The sequence below is a fragment of the Spirillospora sp. NPDC046719 genome, from assembly GCF_040645715.1.
GTDB lineage: Bacteria > Actinomycetota > Actinomycetes > Streptosporangiales > Streptosporangiaceae > Spirillospora.
In genome coordinates, this window is sequence record NZ_JBEYYT010000011.1 from 21,662 (window position 1) to 37,125 (window position 15,464).

Genomic DNA, 15,464 nt, shown 5'->3' on the forward strand with positions numbered 1-15,464 from the left:
TGAGCGCCGGTGCGGGGCTTGATCAGGCGCGGGGACAGGCCGCGGCGACGTGGTTGTCGCGAGTGACCGACCGGGACCCTGCTCAGCCGGCCGCATGGCCACCCTCGTGCAAGCCATCCTCCCTCGCGCCACCAGGATGAGTGATGTCGGGATCAGTTCACTTGGGCGGCTCAAGACTCTGGGTGAAGGAAGACTTGAGGAACACCGTGTAACTGATCACCGAGGGAACTTTCACATTCCATCCCTTGACGGTCCGAGTGAGTACTTGCTCGCTGTCGAGCAGGCGACCGGTCTGCGGGTCGAAAATCAGCGTGTACCGTTGTGGGATATCCGAGCCGTTCCACTGTACGCTGACGGCGAGGCCGGTACGGCCCGCCCGATCGGTCGTCATGCCGTCATAGTGAAGGCCGGGGATGTCGGCGACGACACGGAGCGCGGCGGCGGCGACCGCAGGCCGGACGGGTCGTTCGCTGTAAAGGTCCTCAATGTCGACGAGCCGTTCCACTTGCCCGTCTTCCGAGTTCGGATTCGCCGCGTACAGTTGCTTCCTCAGGACTTCCGGGTCGGTGGACAGCGTCTTCCATGCCAACCTGAACGGTATGCCGCCTGGGCCGAACCGCTGGTCGTCTTTCCCTGGTGCGACGATTCCACCGCCGTCCTTTTCTGTCTTCTCCCACACCTTGCGGTCACGTGCGGTCGGGAAGTACGGCGCGCCGTATTCGGAACGTTGGCGACCCGAGCCGTCGGCGGCCAGCCACTGCTGGGAAGTTGTCGCGATGACCGCACTGCTTGGCTCGCCCTTCGCGTTTCCCTGATCGCTCAGCTCCCAGTTCCGGGTCTGTACATAGGCGTAGCGGCCTGTCCCGGCGGTGTCGGGCAGACGCTCGGTCCGCTCGGCCAGATCGAGGAGCACGTCACGGGCGCTTGTGGGCCCGCCGCCGTGGTAGGTGAGCAGGGGCGGTGTCGCCGCGCGTGCCTTCGTCGCCGGCTCGCCATTCCCGGGCAGGGTGACGACTCCCGCGATACCGACGATCGCCGCCGCGGCCACGCCCGCCGCCGCGAACATCGCGGTGCGCCGCCCGTAGGCCCGCCGGACCGAGCGGGGTCCAGGAGCATCGCCGAACATCGTCGTCGGCGACGTCCTCGGCGCTGTGGGGTCGACGCCGACGGCCGGATCGTGGGGGCTCAGCAGCGTGCGGATGGTTTCGATGTCGGAGTTCATCAGTTGGTCTCCTCCCCCTGGTAGTCGTCGAACAGCTTTTCGAGTCGTTTGCGCAGGCGGTGCAGGCGAATGTGGACCGCGGCGCGGCTGCAGCCCAGCACGATGCTGATCTCCCGGCTGTTGAGGCATTCCCATGCGGCAAGACGTGCCAGTTCGCGGTCTTTATCGCTCAGGCCGCGCAGCACGGCGATCGCTATCTGTCGGCTCGTCACGGTCTCCGCGTGGTCGGATTCGGGTTCCACGCTCAGAGCGTCGCTGAGGTTTCGTTCGCGCTGTTCGCGTCGTGCGCTGTTCGCGATGACGTTTCGGGCGACGGAGTACAGCCAGGGCAGCTCATGGTCGGATGGAATGTCGGCGATCCGCCGCCAGGCGATGGTGAACGTCTCGCTGGCGATGTCCTCCGCTTGGTCCAGACCTACCCGCCGCGATGCGTAGCGCACGATGCTGCCGTAGCAGCGTTCGTACAGCGTCATGAATCGCGTCCGCCTCGCGTCCGGGTCGGGCGGCACCGCCTCGATCGTTTGTGTGTCTTTTCGGTACACATCACGCTTGTGTTGGGAAGAGCGCGATTCTTTCACGGTTCTCCGAGACGATCTCCGCAGCGAGCTCCACCGCCTTCCCTGGCCGAGCGGTCCCCAGGCGGGGACGCGCCCCCTGCCGTACCGCCGCGCGACCGGGAGGACCTCGCGTTCGATGCCGCGGTTGACGATCGAGTAGGACGGCTGTTCGGTGCGGAACCGCCGCAGGCCCCGCAGCTCGGTCACCCGGTGCGCCTGCGGGGTGCGGATATTCGGTTTCGCCTGATGAGCGTGGGTTTTCATGTCCGTCTGCCCGGCCGCTGTGCACTCGGTACGTGGTCGCTGTTGCAGGCGATCGTGTTGCCGGGCGTGGCCTCCGCCGAGGGGCCGGGGTGGTGGTCAGGCATGGTGTCGTGAGGTCGAGAGGGCGTACAGCGCGAGGCCGAGTCCGCTGACCTCGATGCCGGCGCCGACCGGCAGCCACACCGCCGGGAAGATCAACACCAGCGCGGGTCGATGGAAGTGGATCGAGGAGCCTCTCGCCTGTGAAAACACCGGGGGAATTCGCGGTGGGGCCGAGGGAGCCTACCTACGGCGGCTCCCCAGTGGCCCCCAAATCTGTGAGGTGTTCTGCGGCGAGCAAGAGCGCCGTCGGTGGCGAAGGCCGCTGCAGGGGTAGTCGCCCGTGGTCCGTGTCGATGGAGTGGACTTCGGACGTCAGCGCCCGCCACCCGGGGGAGTGGAAGGCTCAGGAGGCGAGCAGTGAAACCGCCTCGTTCACGGCGGGGTCCTTGCCCTTGGAGACGTCCGCTGCGGTCAGCGGCCGCTGGTGGTCCGGGGGGACGCCGATGGTGTCGATGATCTCGCCGTGGGCGCCGAGTGCGTACTGGGCCGGGAGGGTGAGTGTGCTGGTGTTGTCGTTGAGTTGGTAGTCGAAGGACGGGCCCGAGGAGGCGCCGGCCGTGCGGGTGCCCACCAGCGTGCCCAGCTTCAGGTCTTTGACTGCCATGGCGAACAGGTCACAGGTCGAGGCGCAGTTGCCGTCGGTGAGGGTGACCATGGGCAGGTGCAGCAGCGGGGTGCTGTTGTCGACGGGTTGGGGGTCGCACTTGCCGTCGGCGTCGCAGAAGTCGACGTAGTCGGTGTTGTGGGCGAAGGCGCCCAGCAGAGTGGCGGCCTCGGCTCCCATACCGCCGGGGTTCCCGCGCAGGTCGATGATGACGCCGGTGATCTTCGTCTTTGCTTGCAGGTCGGTGATGGCTTTGAGCGCTTCGCGGGCGACGCCGGGATAGAACTGGCTGAACTGGATCTGCGCGATGCTCCCGTGTACCAGCTTCGCCGACACACGCGCCGGTGATGCGGGCAGCACGCGGGGCGTGACGGTGAACGTCCGGGTGCGGCCGGTGGACGGGCGCTGCACCGTGATGCGAACTGGGTCCTTCGTGGAGGAGGCCACACGCAGGTAGCCCATGACTCCGGCGTTGAAGGTGCCGTCGCTGAAGGGCGGCACGCCGTTGACGGCGCGGATGATGTCACCGGGTTTGAGTCCCGCCGTGGCGGCGGGGGAGTCGGTCGTGACCGCCTTGATGAATAGCGGGGCGGTGTAGCGGGAAGTGTCGCCGCCCGGGTCGTTCTGGTTCAGGGTCAGACCCAAGCTCAACGATTGAGCGGCCGCCGTGCGAATGCGGGCGTGGTTGTCGTGCAGGGCGGCGAGCATGCCCTTGATCGCCGCGACGGCCAGTGCCGAGCGCACCGACTGCTGGTCGGACGCGGCGGCCAGCACCGAGCCGAGCCGGGCGCCGAAGGCATCCCAGTCCTTGTCGCGGTCGCCGCTGAGAGTCGGCATGACGGCGTCCGGCTGGTCGATGCCGCGCTTGATCAGTTCCGTCACCACGGAGTCGAACGCGGACTGCAGTAGCTGCCGGTGGTCGAGCTTCGAACCCTTGTAGTAGTTGTCGATGATGCAGTAATACGCCTGCTGCACGGTGCTGACCGAGGTGGGCGCCGGGTCCGCAGGTATGGTCGTGGGCCCGTTCTGTCTCACGCACTGGGCGGGATTGGCGGCCGTATAGGCGGCCAGGCGCGGGCTGGCGGCCGCGGTCATGCTGACTGCGGCGACTCCGGCGGTCATGGCGGCGCTCACCGCCATGAAGAGGTTTCGCTTGGTGGTTCTCACGTTGTGCTCCTGTGTGCTCATGCCAGATAGAGCGGCGTTGAAGCCTGGCCAGGCGTAAGTGGGAGTTTTAACGAACGGGATGTTTCCTTGCTGTTAGCGCTTGCTGAGAAAACTCGGTCTGAGCTTGCCGTCGTTTCAAGTGCCCCACCGATGCCTCGTGCGGCACGGCTAGGTTTCGCGGCCGTGACGGCACCTCATCCCGGGGCTAGATGCGGGGGAAACCGAGTGGACTGCCCCGCACCAGAAGGCGAACCGGTCGGCCTCGTTTCTTCAGATCGGCGTCCGGTCGCTCGCGGGCTTACAGCACCCAAGAGATGTGCAGCGGATGCCGCCTGACCGAATCCAGCGCGTGCAGACCGCGCAGGACCTCGTGGGGCGGCGAGCAGCCGAAGGGCACCGTGCCCTCCCGCCGCCCGCCGCCTTACCCATACGTTCACCGGAACTCAGCGAGTATCTGATGAACTCATTCTCCGGGTCTTAGATGACGCCGATCTGGGGCCTCACCGAGGGCGGGAACAAAAGGGCGGCCGGGCGTCCCCGCGTGCCGCCCAGGGGCGTTGTCTACGGCCCTGACCTGTCCTTCAGGCTGTCGGTCTCCGTCGCGGCATCAAGCGGGACGAACGTGATGGCCCACTGCGTGGAGGCGCTCTACGCTCCGGACGCTGACCCGATCTCGTCGCTCCTCGCGAAGGAGGGCCTACGCCTGCTCGCCGCCGGGCTGCCGACCTCGGTCGCCGCTACGAGCACGCGGACCGCGCATGCCGATGTCCTGCTCGGCGCCTGCTTGGCGGGCTGGGCGCCGGCCGCGGCGGGCACGGCCCTGCATCACAAGATCTGTCACATCCTCGGTCGGTTGGTTCGTTTTCGGTGGTGATGTCGATGGGGACCTGGCCTTCGGTGACGAGATCGAGTGCTCGGTGGGCGCTGTTGGCGAGGTGAGCGGAGTGGGATTTGCCCTGCATCAGCAGGTCGTGGTCCGAGATTCGGACGGGGGCGAAGGTGGCGATTCGGCATGAGCGGCCGCAGTGCCGGTGGGTTACGCGATTTTCTGGGCGGTTCCATCGGCCGCGGACCGTTCGATGGCGGCAAGGAGCCGGTGGTGGCGCAGAGCGGTCTCGAAACTGGGGTGTGGCTGCCGGTCTTCGGCGATGGCCTGGGCGACCTCCTGGTAGAGGGCCGCTATGTTGGCCGGTGGCCCGGACCGGACCCCGGTGGGGACGGTGCGATAGGTGTCGGGCACGGCCACGGGGTCGTCTCCGATTCTGATGTCCCAGTCGCCCCAGTGGATGAACGTTCCACGCTGGGCCGGGATGGCGGTCAATGTCGCGTCGCTGCCGACGAGCTTGAGCACGAATGCGTCCTGGATGGGGCCGTTGCCACCGTGTACTGCGACGGATGCGGTGGCGCCACCTTCCAGAAGCCCGTGCAGCAGTACGTGGCTGGGTGTGGCGTTGGGCGCGGTCTGTTCCGTTCCGGTGACCAGCACGCGGTCGTGCGTGCGGGGCAGCCGCGCCGAGACCTCGGTCAGCGGGCCCGCGACCCGTTCGAGCGCGGCCAGGAAGTGGCCGGCCATGATGGTCAGGATGTTGGTCCCCTCTGAGGGGTCGAGGCCGAACACCAGATTCGGCCATATCCGGCTGCCACCCCAGGGCGCGCCCTCCGCTACCAGCGCTACCGATTCGAGCGCGCCGATCCGGCCATCGGCCAACAGGTCGGCGACGAAGCGGGCGCTCGGCGAGTGGTGCCCCTGGAGGACCACCGCGTGTACGACGCCTGCGGCGACGGCGGCCTCGGTCAGCTCTCTCGCTTGGTCGGCGTCGACACCGAGCGGCCACTCCGACACCACGTGCTTGCCGGCCTTGAGCGCGGCCCTGATCACCGCGGCGTGCCCGGAAGCCTTCACCGAGACGACGACCAGGTCGACATCGGTGTGCTCGGCGAGCTCGGCAACGTCTGCGAAGGCGTGCCGCACGCCATGAGCGGCGGCAGCCCGGTCCGCGCTGGCCTGATTGGTGGTCGCGACCGCGGTCACCTCGAACGCCTCGAGTGCGGCGAGTGCGGGTAGGTGCGAGCCGTCCGCCCAGCCGCTGGCCCCGACAACTCCGACTCGGATCATGCGCCCCCCTTAGTTGTGTACCTTCCGGTATGAAACTAGACCGGCGCGCCGTGGTCCCGCAAGAGGTAACGTACCGATAGGTATAAAACTCGGGAGAGCACGGAGGACGGCATGCCCGGCGGACGCCCACGCTCGTTCGACGCAGACGCCGCACTCGACCAGGCGCTGGAGGTGTTCTGGCGGCACGGATACGAGGGCACCTCGCTGACCGACCTGACCGCAGCGATGGGCATCAACAAGCCCAGCCTCTACGCCGCCTTCGGCAACAAGGAGGAACTGTTCGCCAAGGTGCTGGCCCGCTACCTCAACGGCCCCGGTGCCTACGCCGCCGACGCGCTGGACGCGCCCACCGGCCGCGAGGTCGTCGAGCAGCTGATCCGCGGGGCCGCGAACCTGACCGCGGGCGAGAACACGCCCCATGGCTGTCTGTGCGTCAACACCGTTCACGCCTGCGGACCCGACGCGCACACCGCACGCCAGGACGCCATCGCGGTGCGCAAAGCCGGTGAGGCGGCGTTGCGCAGGCGGCTGGAGCGGGCCACCGATCTTCCACCCCACTACGACCCGGCCGCCCTGGCCGCACTCGTCCACACGATCTCCGACGGCATCGCCGTCCAGGCGGCGGCCGGCCGCAGCCACGACGAACTGCGGCAGATCGGTGACTTGGCGCTGCACGCCCTGCTGGACTGAAAGCCCCTAGGCCACCACCGTTCGCATCCCAGACCCCTTACCAGGCGCGCCCAGACGATCAGCTCCAACGGCAGACCGCCGTGGCGCCCTTAGCGGGACGTTCGTTCACCTACCACATCAGCTCCGGAACACCCGGGGCCCCGGACGCATGCGTCGAGAAACATTTGTTTCTTGGAGAGCACTCGCCGGAGGCCCTGGACGGCGCCGAAGCCCGTCCAGGAGTGTCGAAAAAGCGTGTCGGAAAGTCCGACGTGGTGGTGTGGGCGAAGGGCTCAGCACAGGCGAAGCCGAAGCCGACGCGCACCTCCGAGAGCGACCCCGACCAAGTTCGACTACGGCACCTGCCACGTTCCCTGATCCCGATATCACCGCGGGCGGGACGGTCTCCACCCACGGAGTCCGCCCCGTCCGTCCGTTTTGATGTGTTACGGTCCGTGGTTTCGCCATGGAGGTGATCAAGTGAAGATCCGGCGCTCCCTCGCCATCGCCACCCCGTTGGTGGCTCTGGCGGCCGGTATCTCGGGGGTCGTGTACCTGGCCCCCGGACAGACACAGAACGCGGCGGGGACCTCGGCCACGGCGGCCGCCCCCGCTCTCGGCGACTTCGACCTCCGCCAAGGGTCGAACCGCAGCACCCCCCTCAAGGCCCTCGGCAAGAAGCTCGACAAGAGCGGCGTCACCGCGCTGATGAACGCGACGGGCCAGCGCAAGCTCGGTTCCGGCAGTTGCGCGAAGGCGGCCGGAGTCCCTGCCAAGTCGGTCGCCTACTGCTGGAACGCCGGGGACTCCAAGACCTCGAAGTGGATCCCGCAGGGCGTGTCGACCGTCTCGGACGCCGACTCCGACGAGACGTGGGGCAAGAGCGGCAAGCCGATCCTCGTCGCCTGGTACGCCGACCACGCCATCCGGCTCACGTTCGTGAACCCGGCCAAGCACAGCTACCGGCACGTCCTGCTCGTCTACCCGACGATGAAGGGCGGCAAGGCGACCTACACCGACATCGACGTCCACGCCGGCGGCATCGCCTGGTTCGGCAACAAACTGTACGTCGCCGACACCCAGGCGGGCCTGCGCCAGTTCGACATGACGCAGATCTACGACCTCGGCAAGAGCAAGGCGGGCACCACCAAGAAGAAGGGGTGGGTCGGCCTGCACGGCAAGACGTACTACGGGCACGCGTACCGGTACGTGATGCCGCAGACGGGCAGCTGGCAGAACGCCAAGGGCAAGGCCCCCGCGTCCAAGTGCAAGGGCAGCGGGCCGCTCCGCACCTCGTGGGCGTCGGTGGACCGCACCGCGCGGCAGCGGCCAGCGCTCATCCTCGGCGAGTACTGCGCGACCGCGAGCCCCAAGGGCCGCGTGGTCACCTACCCGCTCAAGGTCGGCACCGGCATCGTCGGGACGGGCGGCGTCGCGCACGCGAACTGGGCGGCGACGCTTCCGGACAAGAAGATCCAGGGCGGCGTCCGGTCGCACGGCTGGTGGTGGTTCTCCCACAACGTCGACACCACGTCGGGCGCCAAGCGCGGGCAGTTGCTCACCACCGTCCGGAAGGGCGGCGGCTGGGGCGAGGTGACCCGGCAGACGGTCTCCTACGGCCCTGAGGACCTGTCGTGCTACCGGGGCCAGCGGCGCATCTGGACGGTCGCGGAGCACGCCGGCAAGCGGGCGCTGTGGGGAACGCTGGAAGACCCCTGCAACACCAACTGAGGCGATCTCTTCCCGCTCGCCCGCCCGGACGGACACCCGGGCGGGCGAGCGGCTTCACACGCCCGAGGTAATGGTCATTTGCCTGTTCCCCGGACGCCGCGCAGGTCGTGGGGCACGCGGAGGCGGCAGTGCCCCCTGTTCACCTGCAGGGGCATGTCTTAAGAGCCTTAGGCTGGCCCGCCAGCAAACGACCGCACCTGACGGATCTCCCGCCGCTCGCCCAATGGGCGCGGCGGCGGGAGACCGATTGGGCAGGAACGTCGACGTGAACGTACCGCAGGGGCCCCGCACCCGGTGACGCCTGCAGGTCAGCGACTGGCTGCAGGCCGACACGGCACTAGACAACGAGGCCTCCTGCGATCTCGGCGACGACCAGCTCGCCGAGATGGTCCTGCGCATCCGTGAGACCCGATGGGCGCGATTGCCCACCGAGCCCGCCGGATTCGCCGCCTAGCCCCGCCCGGGCCAGACCGTCAACGTCACACTGACCCCGCCCCAATGGACCATCACCTTCACCGCGCTGCACCGATGGGCGCACGTGGCAGATCGCACCAGCTGCCGCGACGACCATGAGGATGCCCGCTGGCTACAGAAGATCGCCACAGAGACCAGACAGCAGCTCACCGCGCTGCTAGGCGGCCTGCGTGCCGCGAGCATGCACGGTACGAACTGTGCACTTGGCTGCGGTAATGACCGCAGGCTCCGGGAACTAAGGCGTCCTAAGGCGCGTGAATAGGGCGTTGTCCTGATGTGGGCCCCGGGGCCTTAGGGCGAACCTTGTACATGTCGGGCCAAGAGGGCCCGGCAGGAACAAGGAGCAGGACATGTACAGCACGGACATCAGCCGGGTCATCATCGCCGACCGCGTACGCGAGCGGCAGACCGAGGCGCGCAACGCCCGTCGCGCCCGCCTCGCCAAGGCGCTCAAGCGGTGAAGCCCGCACAGCGACCCGAGCCGCCAACGCCCCCGTCATCCGACGGGGGCGTTCTCATTGAAGAGTCGGGATGCGGAGAAGAACGCGCGAGACCGTGCGCTTCGACGTCGTCTCATTTGGGGTGCTGGGAGTCTGCGCTGTGTGGTGATAGTTGAACGCATGGTGCCGGACGAGTTGTGGGGGCTGTTCCAGCGGGTGGTCCCACTTGCTCCAACGCGGCCACAGGGCGGCGGCCGGCGCAGGTACAGGGGTCGCGAGGTGGCCGCGATCATCTTCTTGGCCACGACGGGCTGCACCTGGCGGTAGTTGCCGCCGGTCTTCGACCCGTCGGGACCAACCGCTTACCGACGCTTCACCGAGTGGACCGCCGCCCGGGTCTGGGCCGAACTGCACCGCCTCATCCCCGACGAACCGGGCTCGCGCGGAAACCCGGATTGGTCGCGCTGCGCGATCGACTCGATGAACATGCGGGCCCTGAAAGGAGGGACCTGACAGGCGCCCGAATCCTGCAAGCAGAGGCAAGAAAGTCTCGGAGACGGCTTGATCGCCGAGCGCACCGGTCTACCCCTCTCCATCGCGATCTCCGGCGCGAACCTCCACGACAGCCAGGCACTCGAACCGCTCGTACGCGGCAGCCCGCCGATCCGCTCCCGCTGCGGCCCGCGCAGACGACGACCCGCCAAGCCGCAGGCAGATAAGGGCTACGACTACGACTACCCGCGCCGATCGCTACGCAAGCGAGACATCCGTCGCCGCATCGCCCGCAAGGGCATCGAGTCCTCGAGTCGACTCGGCCGGCATCGCTGGGCGACCGAGCGCACGATGTCCCGGCCGGCCGGCTGCCGCCGCCTGCACCGCCGCTACGAACGCAAGGCCGAACACTTCCCGGTCTTCACCGCCATCGCCACTGCCGCGCTCGCGACCAAGCTGGGTCTCTTGCCCCGGACCGTTCGCCGGATGGCCAACGGCGGGCAGATCCCCGCGCTGAAGACCGGTAACGACTTCCGGTACTTCTGGGAAGCGGTCCGCGAGGTGCGGTGGCAGCCCCACCGTCAACCTGGGGACGGGCGCGGCGTGCGTCTCCCGGTGCAGGTCCCCCATGCGGCGGTGGTAGCCGTTGACGAACGCGACGAGGCCGCACATGCCGCTGTAGATCGCGACCATGATCGGCACGAGCGCGTACCAGGGCAGGTCGCCGTCGGGGTAGAGGTGCCCATCGCCTGCGCTGGTCCCTATGGCGTCGTCGACGCCGGGCCCGCGCCGGCGACTGCCGTTACCGCCGGCGCGAGGCCACAACATGAAGATCCACAACTGCGGATGAAGTATGAGTCGACCGTTCCCAGAAGCAACCAACCGAAGTCAGCGCGGCCCGAGAGGCCCTTCAGACCGCCGTCAGCGCCGCCAGGGCGCGGTCCATCGCGGCGTTGAACTCTTCTGGCGTCAGCGGCAGCCGGGACTTGACGTCCCGACTCCACTGGTCGGCGAGGACCTCGGCGGAGCCCGCCTCGACACCGTCGAGCGCCGCGTCGGCCAGATCCGACGGCGCGATCTTGTCCACGGGCCAGCCCGCGGCCATGTCGGTGTCGGCCAGGCCGAGGTGTACCGCTGTCACGAGCGTGCCCTGCTCGGCGAGTTCCAGGCGGACGCCGTTGGTCATGGCCCAGGCAGCGGCCTTGGCCAGGTGGTAGGCATTGGCCCCCTTGCCCCCGAACCACGACATGGCGGAGAGGACGTTGACGATCGCACCCCCGCCGTTCCCGGCGAGCGCCGGCGCGAACTCACGGATCATTCGCAGGTGCCCGAACACGTTGGTCTCCAGCTCGCGCCGTACCGCGTCCAGCGAACCGGTCACCAGGTCGGTCCCGGTCTGGATCCCGGCATTGTTGATGAGCAGTGAGACGTCCGGGACGGCCTCGGCGGCGGCCTTCACGGATGCGGGATCGGTGATATCGAGGGGCAGCACCTCGACCCCGGGCAGGTCCACGGTCTCCGGCCGGCGGGCCGTCGCGTAGACCTTGCGGGCGCCCCGTTCGAGCAGGCGCTGGGCGAAGGCGCGGCCCAGGCCGCGGTTGGCTCCGGTGACAAGGGCGACTGAGTCGTTGATGTCCATGCCCGGTACGCTAGAACCTGACGTTAACGTCAGGGGCAAGTGCCGGCCATCAGGACCTTGGGGGAGGAATCACCATGACCGTCGGGCAGGAAGCGGGCGAGCGGCTGATTCGCATCGGCGAGGTGGCACGGGGTGCTGGCGTTTCAGTACGCGCTGTGCGCTACTACGAGGAGCAGGGGCTGCTCATCGCGGAGCGCAGCCCATCGGGCCAGCGCCTCTACCGGCAGGACGCCATCCCCCGGGTCCGTTTCTTCCAGCAGATGTTCGCCGCCGGTCTGACCAGCCGAAGGATCACGGAACTCCTTCCGTGCTGGGACTCCGGGCACACCGACGCCGAGCAACGAGCCATGCTGCGCGCCGAGCGCGATCGCATCCAGGCCAAGGTCGACGACTTGCAGGGTGCCCTGGCCCGCCTCGACGAGGTCATCGCGATCACAGACACGCACCCGTAAGCGCGGTCGGTCGGACGTCGCACCAGCGATCTACGGCTGGAGTACTAAGCGCTCCCACCATCCTCGTTTTGCTTCCCGATAGGCGTCACTTACAACAGCGCCAGTGGCCGATGCCGCTCCCCAACAGGTCGACTGCGCGTGCGGCGGAGGCCGGCCGTAGCGGACGCCCTCACCCGCGCGGCGGCGGACCGAGTCGCGTGGTCATCGGTCGGCCGGGTCGAGGAGCCCGGTCACGAGCCGGCGCGCGTAGGCGGCGTCGAGCCCGTCCGGACGGAAGAGGATGCGGTACATCACCGGGGCGACGACGTGGTCGAGGACGGTCTCGGTCTCGGGCGCGCTCTCCCCGCGCTCGGCGGCGCGGGCGAGCACGACGTCGATCTGCTCGGCCGCGTAGGCCGAGCACTGGCCGGCGTTGCTGCCGTCCGGGTCGCCGAGCAGGGCGTCGCGGATGTAGGCGCGTCCCGTGGGGGAGGCCATCTCCTCGAGGAACTGCTCGGCCCAGGCCTCCAGATCGGTCCGCAGGTTGCCCGTCTCCTCCGGCGCCGTCTCGGGCCGCAGGCGCTCGACGGCCACGTCCGACAGCAGTTCCTGCAGGTCGCCCCAGCGGCGGTAGATGGTGGACGGGGTGACTCCGGCCCGGGTGGCCACCAGGGGGACGGTCAGCGCCTCCCGCCCCACCTCCGATTCGAGCTCACGTACGGCGGCGTGCACAGACGCCTGCACCCTGGCGCTGCGCCCACCGGGGCGCACCATCGGTTTCCGTCCCATGGAGCCACCTTAAAGCAAAGATGTTGCTTCAAGGGCCCGGGTCCCGGCCGTCCCGGGTGGCCGGCCGGGGACCTGGTCGCCGATCGTCACGCCGCGGCGAGCTTGCGCGCCGGCCGCGTCTGCTCGTAGGCGTGGCCCACCCGCAACAGGACGGATTCTCCGAGGGGGCGGCCGAGCAGCTGCATGCCGATCGGCAGGCCCGCCGTGTCATGGCCGACCGGAACCGAGAGCGAGGGGACCCCGGTGATGTTGGCCGGGGCGGAGAGGCGCACGTAGGCGTCGGAGACGCTCTCGACGGTGCCGTCGGGCCAGGTGAGCGCGGGCTGGTCGGCCTTCGCCGCGGTCGCCGGGACCGTCGGGGCGGCGATCACGTCGACGTCCGCCAGCAGGTCGGCCCAGGCCCGCCGCATGAGGGTGCGGGCGCGCTGGGCGCGCAGGTAGTCGCCGGCGGGCATGAGCTCGCCGGCTTCCAGCAGGATGCGGACGTCCGCCTGGTACAGCTCGGGGACCGCGCGCAGGGTGCGCTCGTGGTAGGCGGTGGCTTCCGGGACCATCAGCCCCCACTGGGTGGCCTGGACGTAGCGGGTCATCGGGATCTCGACCTCGACGAGACGGGCGCCGAGGCTTTCGAGATGGTCGATGGCATGCCGGACGGCGGTCTCGACCTCAGGGGCGACGTGGTCGAAGTAGTAGTTGCCCGGCACTCCGACGCGCAGCCCGGTCAGGTCCGTGTCCGCGCCCGGCCGATGGTCCGCGGAGAGCGTGGCAAGGGATGCGGGGTCGCGGGGATCGTGGGCGGCCAGGACGTCGAGGACCAGCGCGGCGTCCTCGACGGTGCGGGTGATCGGTCCGACGTGGTCCAGCGACCACGACAGCGAGGTGACGCCGTGGCGCGGGACGAGGCCGTAGGTCGGTTTGAGACCGACGACCCCGTTGAGCGCGGCGGGCACGCGGATCGATCCGCCGGTGTCGGTGCCCAGGGCGAAGGTGGCGGCTCCCGCGGCGACGGCGACGGCGGACCCGCCGCTGGAGCCGCCGGCGACCCGGTCCCGGTCCCACGCGTTGCTGGTCTGCGGGGTGGTCAGCCCGTAGGCGAACTCGTGGGTGTGGGTCTTGCCGACCAGGATCGCTCCGGCCGCGGTCAGGCGGGCGGCGACCGTGCCGTCGGCCTCGGCGCGGTGCCCGGCGCGGACCCGGGAGCTGGCGGTGGTGGCCGCGCCGGCGACGTCGATCAGGTCTTTCAGGCCCATGGGGATGCCGTGCAGCGGGCCGCGCGGCCGGCCGCACGCGACCTCACGCTCGGCCTCGTGCGCCGCTCGGCGGGCCCGTTCCGCGGTGACGGTGACGTAGGCCCCCAGGCGCGGCTCCACCTCCTTGATGCGGTCGAGCACGGAGTCCACCAGCTCGACGGGGGACAGCTTCCGGGCGCGGATCGCGTCGGCTGCCGCGGTCAAGGACAGCTCATACGGCTGCATCGTGCTTCTCCTCTCCCGCGCGATAGGCGGCGGCCGGTGGGGTGTCACCGAAGTCCAGGTCCCGCAGGACCGCGACGACGGAGTGGATGTGGTTCGCGGTGGCGGCCACCGGGGCGTGGCGGTCGGCCGGTAGCGGGAGGCCGGCACGGCCGGCCCAGCGGGCCGCCTCGGGCGGTGTGAGTTCATCGACGGACATGAGCGTTCCTCCAGGTCGGGACGGGGTGGCGGAGTGACTTCGCGGCAAAAGCTAAGCGTTCGCTTTAAGTGACACTGGGACCTAGGGTGCCTTAAAGCAAATCTATTGCGTTTAGCGGAGAGGAGTCCCATGCCAGGCGTCACATCGGGCGCCCCCGCGCCATGCCCCTACGCCACTGCCCGCCTCCGCACGGCGAACCGCACGGTGAACCGCACGGCGCCCGTCGTCCTCGACGCGTCGATCCTGGCCGCCCTCCTGGCGGCGTCCAGCGCGCCGACACCCTTGTACTCCCTGTACCAAGACCAGTGGGGGCTGACAGCCCTGACCATCACGGTGGTCTTCAGCGCCTACTCTCTGGCGCTGCTGGCGGCCCTGCTCACGGTCGGAGCGCTCTCCGACCACCTGGGACGGCGCCCCGTCCTGATGGGCGCCCTGCTCCTGGAAGCGGCCTCCATGCTGCTCCTGGCCTCGGCGGACGGCGCCGGTCAGTTGATCGCCGCCCGCGTTCTGCAGGGAGCCGCCACAGGCGCGGCCACCAGCGCCGCTGGCGCCGCCCTCCTCGACCTGGAGGATCCCCGCCGGCCGGGCCGGTCCGCCCTGACCAACGGCATCGCCCCGGTCATCGGCATGGCCGCAGGCGTACTGGTCGCCACCCTCCTCGTGCGTTTCGCACCCGCCCCCACGGTCACCGTGTACGTCCTGCTGGCGGCACTCTTCGGCGCCCAGGCGATCGCGGCGGCGTTCACCCGGGAGACGGCCTGCCCGCACGCCGGGGCCCTGCGCTCCCTGCGCCCCCGGCTCGCCGTGCCGCCACCAGCCCGCCGCGCACTGCTGACGGCCGGGACCGGAGTCGTCGCCATCTGGGCACTCGGCGGCTTCTACTCCTCCCTCGGCCCGGCGCTCGTCCGGCTCGTGGCACCCGACGCCCCGCACGCCGTCGGCGGCATGGTGTTCTTCACCGTCAGCGCCGCCGCCGCGCTCACCGTGTGGACGTTGCGGCGGACGGCGCAGGCCGAAACGGCGCACTTCGGATGGCTGACCGAGATGGGGTCCGGGTACCAAACACAGCGCGGGGAGCACGCCGAGTGCCGGCCCG

The 15,464-nt window shown here is 69.3% G+C and carries 13 protein-coding genes and 1 pseudogene; 6 read left to right on the plus strand and 8 right to left on the minus strand.

Going from position 1 to position 15,464, the window contains the following annotated elements; all coding sequences use genetic code 11:
* Positions 1-157: 157 nt before the first annotated feature.
* From ABZ914_RS03610 to ABZ914_RS03620, 3 genes are all read right to left on the minus strand, one after another.
* Positions 158-1,222, minus strand: a complete 1,065-nt coding sequence (locus tag ABZ914_RS03610) for a CU044_5270 family protein (protein WP_500191414.1) — start codon at positions 1,220-1,222, stop codon at positions 158-160.
* Positions 1,222-1,986, minus strand: a complete 765-nt coding sequence (locus tag ABZ914_RS03615; protein WP_500191415.1) for an RNA polymerase sigma factor — start codon at positions 1,984-1,986, stop codon at positions 1,222-1,224. The genes ABZ914_RS03610 and ABZ914_RS03615 overlap by 1 nt, the downstream gene beginning before the upstream one ends.
* A 502-nt stretch (positions 1,987-2,488) precedes the next feature.
* A complete protein-coding gene (locus ABZ914_RS03620; RefSeq protein WP_500191416.1) occupies positions 2,489-3,916 on the minus strand; it encodes a S41 family peptidase in 1,428 nt (475 codons plus the stop codon).
* Between the two features lie 481 nt (positions 3,917-4,397).
* On the opposite strand from ABZ914_RS03620, the gene ABZ914_RS03625 reads away from it, so the two are divergent.
* On the plus strand, positions 4,398-4,790 hold the full coding sequence (locus ABZ914_RS03625) for a dehydroquinate synthase/iron-containing alcohol dehydrogenase family protein (protein WP_500191417.1): 393 nt from the start codon (positions 4,398-4,400) through the stop codon (positions 4,788-4,790).
* 162 nt (positions 4,791-4,952) lie between these two features.
* Here the strand turns inward: ABZ914_RS03625 and ABZ914_RS03630 are convergent, their stop codons facing one another.
* Positions 4,953-6,032, minus strand: a complete 1,080-nt coding sequence (locus ABZ914_RS03630; protein WP_500191418.1) for a Gfo/Idh/MocA family protein — start codon at positions 6,030-6,032, stop codon at positions 4,953-4,955.
* 111 nt (positions 6,033-6,143) lie between these two features.
* On the opposite strand from ABZ914_RS03630, the gene ABZ914_RS03635 reads away from it, so the two are divergent.
* The 3 genes and pseudogenes from ABZ914_RS03635 to ABZ914_RS03645 all read left to right on the plus strand — a co-directional run.
* A complete protein-coding gene (locus ABZ914_RS03635; RefSeq protein WP_500191419.1) occupies positions 6,144-6,722 on the plus strand; it encodes a TetR/AcrR family transcriptional regulator in 579 nt (192 codons plus the stop codon).
* 459 nt (positions 6,723-7,181) lie between these two features.
* Complete coding sequence (locus ABZ914_RS03640) at positions 7,182-8,432, plus strand: hypothetical protein (protein ID WP_500191420.1); 1,251 nt, start codon at positions 7,182-7,184, stop codon at positions 8,430-8,432.
* Between the two features lie 1,076 nt (positions 8,433-9,508).
* Positions 9,509-10,273 (plus strand): annotated as a pseudogene (locus tag ABZ914_RS03645) (IS5 family transposase); the annotation flags it as partial.
* Positions 10,274-10,748: 475 nt separating this feature from the next.
* Here ABZ914_RS03645 and ABZ914_RS03650 read toward each other — a convergent pair.
* Positions 10,749-11,477: an SDR family oxidoreductase gene (locus tag ABZ914_RS03650; protein WP_500191421.1), complete on the minus strand. Its 729-nt coding sequence runs from the start codon at positions 11,475-11,477 to the stop codon at positions 10,749-10,751.
* Between the two features lie 74 nt (positions 11,478-11,551).
* On the opposite strand from ABZ914_RS03650, the gene ABZ914_RS03655 reads away from it, so the two are divergent.
* Positions 11,552-11,929 carry a MerR family transcriptional regulator gene (locus tag ABZ914_RS03655; protein WP_500191422.1) on the plus strand — a complete coding sequence of 126 codons (378 nt, stop codon included), beginning with the start codon at positions 11,552-11,554 and terminating at the stop codon, positions 11,927-11,929.
* Between the two features lie 201 nt (positions 11,930-12,130).
* Here ABZ914_RS03655 and ABZ914_RS03660 read toward each other — a convergent pair whose 3' ends face one another.
* The 3 genes from ABZ914_RS03660 to ABZ914_RS03670 all read right to left on the minus strand — a co-directional run bounded on the left by ABZ914_RS03660 (position 12,131) and on the right by ABZ914_RS03670 (position 14,368).
* Entirely contained in the window at positions 12,131-12,697 is a 567-nt protein-coding gene (locus ABZ914_RS03660; protein ID WP_500191423.1) for a TetR/AcrR family transcriptional regulator, read from the minus strand.
* An 86-nt stretch (positions 12,698-12,783) separates the two neighbouring features.
* Positions 12,784-14,172 (minus strand): amidase, encoded by a 1,389-nt coding sequence (locus ABZ914_RS03665; RefSeq protein ID WP_500191424.1) that lies wholly within the window; start codon positions 14,170-14,172, stop codon positions 12,784-12,786.
* Positions 14,159-14,368, minus strand: a complete 210-nt coding sequence (locus tag ABZ914_RS03670) for a hypothetical protein (RefSeq protein ID WP_190852114.1) — start codon at positions 14,366-14,368, stop codon at positions 14,159-14,161. The genes ABZ914_RS03665 and ABZ914_RS03670 overlap by 14 nt, the downstream gene beginning before the upstream one ends.
* A 129-nt stretch (positions 14,369-14,497) precedes the next feature.
* Here ABZ914_RS03670 and ABZ914_RS03675 point away from each other — a divergent pair.
* Positions 14,498-15,464, plus strand: a 967-nt coding sequence (locus ABZ914_RS03675) for an MFS transporter (protein WP_500191425.1), incomplete at its 3' end; no start/stop codon positions are given.

Excerpts from the sequence above, each read along its gene's own strand:
- ABZ914_RS03670 (WP_190852114.1), bottom strand. The coding sequence starts at position 14,368 with ATGTCCGTCGATGAACTCACACCGCCCGAGGCGGCCCGCTGGGCCGGC.
- ABZ914_RS03655 (WP_500191422.1), top strand. The coding sequence starts at position 11,552 with ATGACCGTCGGGCAGGAAGCGGGCGAGCGGCTGATTCGCATCGGCGAG.
- ABZ914_RS03610 (WP_500191414.1), bottom strand. The coding sequence starts at position 1,222 with ATGAACTCCGACATCGAAACCATCCGCACGCTGCTGAGCCCCCACGAT.
- ABZ914_RS03650 (WP_500191421.1), bottom strand. The coding sequence starts at position 11,477 with ATGGACATCAACGACTCAGTCGCCCTTGTCACCGGAGCCAACCGCGGC.
- ABZ914_RS03635 (WP_500191419.1), top strand. The coding sequence starts at position 6,144 with ATGCCCGGCGGACGCCCACGCTCGTTCGACGCAGACGCCGCACTCGAC.
- ABZ914_RS03665 (WP_500191424.1), bottom strand. The coding sequence starts at position 14,172 with ATGCAGCCGTATGAGCTGTCCTTGACCGCGGCAGCCGACGCGATCCGC.
- ABZ914_RS03625 (WP_500191417.1), top strand. The coding sequence starts at position 4,398 with ATGACGCCGATCTGGGGCCTCACCGAGGGCGGGAACAAAAGGGCGGCC.
- ABZ914_RS03660 (WP_500191423.1), bottom strand. The coding sequence starts at position 12,697 with ATGGGACGGAAACCGATGGTGCGCCCCGGTGGGCGCAGCGCCAGGGTG.
- ABZ914_RS03630 (WP_500191418.1), bottom strand. The coding sequence starts at position 6,032 with ATGATCCGAGTCGGAGTTGTCGGGGCCAGCGGCTGGGCGGACGGCTCG.